Origin of the sequence: Parahaliea aestuarii (assembly GCF_008064635.1) — a bacterium.
Taxonomy (GTDB): Bacteria; Pseudomonadota; Gammaproteobacteria; order Pseudomonadales; family Halieaceae; genus Parahaliea; species Parahaliea aestuarii.
In genome coordinates, this window is sequence record NZ_VRYZ01000023.1 from 1 (window position 1) to 1095 (window position 1095).

Here is a 1095-nt window from a genome sequence, read left to right on the forward strand (position 1 = left end):
AGAGAGGCAGTCAAACGCTCAGAGCAACCAGGGGTCACGCAGGCCGAGGTTGCCAAAGAGCTAGGTCTGAGCGCGCAGCAGATTGCCAACTGGAAGCGACAATTCACTCGCTTGTCAGACAAGCAGTTCAACAGCGTCGACGGGGTTGATTACTCCAAAAAGGAAAGCGAGGAACTTCGACGTCTACGACGAGAGAACAAGCGCCTGCAAGAGGTGATGGAATTTCTAAAAAAGGTTTCAGCGTACTTCGCCAAAAACCAGGAGTGAAGTACGCGATGATAAAGGACTATCTCGGAGTCTATTCTAAATCCCTCATGACGAGAGCGATGGGCGTATCCCGCTCGGGTTTCAACAAGTGGCTGAATCGGCCTGACAGCCCCCGAGCGTTGCGTAAGGCCGATTGCACCCAGCGCGTGAAAGACACCTATGAGGAGTTTGAAGCCGCCTATGGCGCCCCACGGATCACTGAGGAACTCAATGCACTAGGCTTCCCTTGCTCTGAAAATTACATCGCCAAAATCATGGCAGAACAGGGTATCCGAGCCAGAAATGGCAAGGGGTTCAAGTACTCCCGGCACAGCCTCACAATGAACAATGTATCTGACAACTTGCTGTGGCGTGACTTTCATGCCGACAAACCGAACGAGAAGTGGACGAGCGATATCACCTACATCTGGGTAAAGAGCAAATGGCTATATCTGGCGACTGTAATGGATTTATATTCTCGGCGCATTGTGGGCTGGAGTTTTGGTGACACGATGACGGAAGCTCTGATTGAGGATGCCCTCACAATGGCCTTTGATCGCCGCAAGACTAGTCCAGGACTGATTGTGCACTCTGATAGAGGTGTGCAGTATCGATCACAGCAATACGTAGACTGCCTGCATCGCAATGGCTGTCAGGTCAGTATGAGTCGCAAGGGAAACTGCTGGGACAATGCCCCGATGGAATCATTCTACAGTCGGTTGAAAGTGGAGCTGATCTACGCGAAGAATTATCAGTCGGTTGACGAGGCGAGGTCGGGTATCTTTAGCTACATTGAAATATTCTATAACCGCAAACGAAGGCACTCAGCGAATGGCGGGATTAGCCCTG

At 51.2% G+C, this 1095-nt stretch carries 2 protein-coding genes; both read left to right on the top strand.

From position 1 onward, the window contains the following. Positions 1 to 267: transposase (locus FVW59_RS19520; RefSeq protein ID WP_222711584.1), on the top strand; the 267-nt coding region annotated here is incomplete at its 5' end. A gap of 8 nt (positions 268 to 275) precedes the next feature. After that, positions 276 to 1095, top strand: an 820-nt coding sequence (locus FVW59_RS19525) for an IS3 family transposase (RefSeq protein WP_148066053.1), incomplete at its 3' end; no start/stop codon positions are given.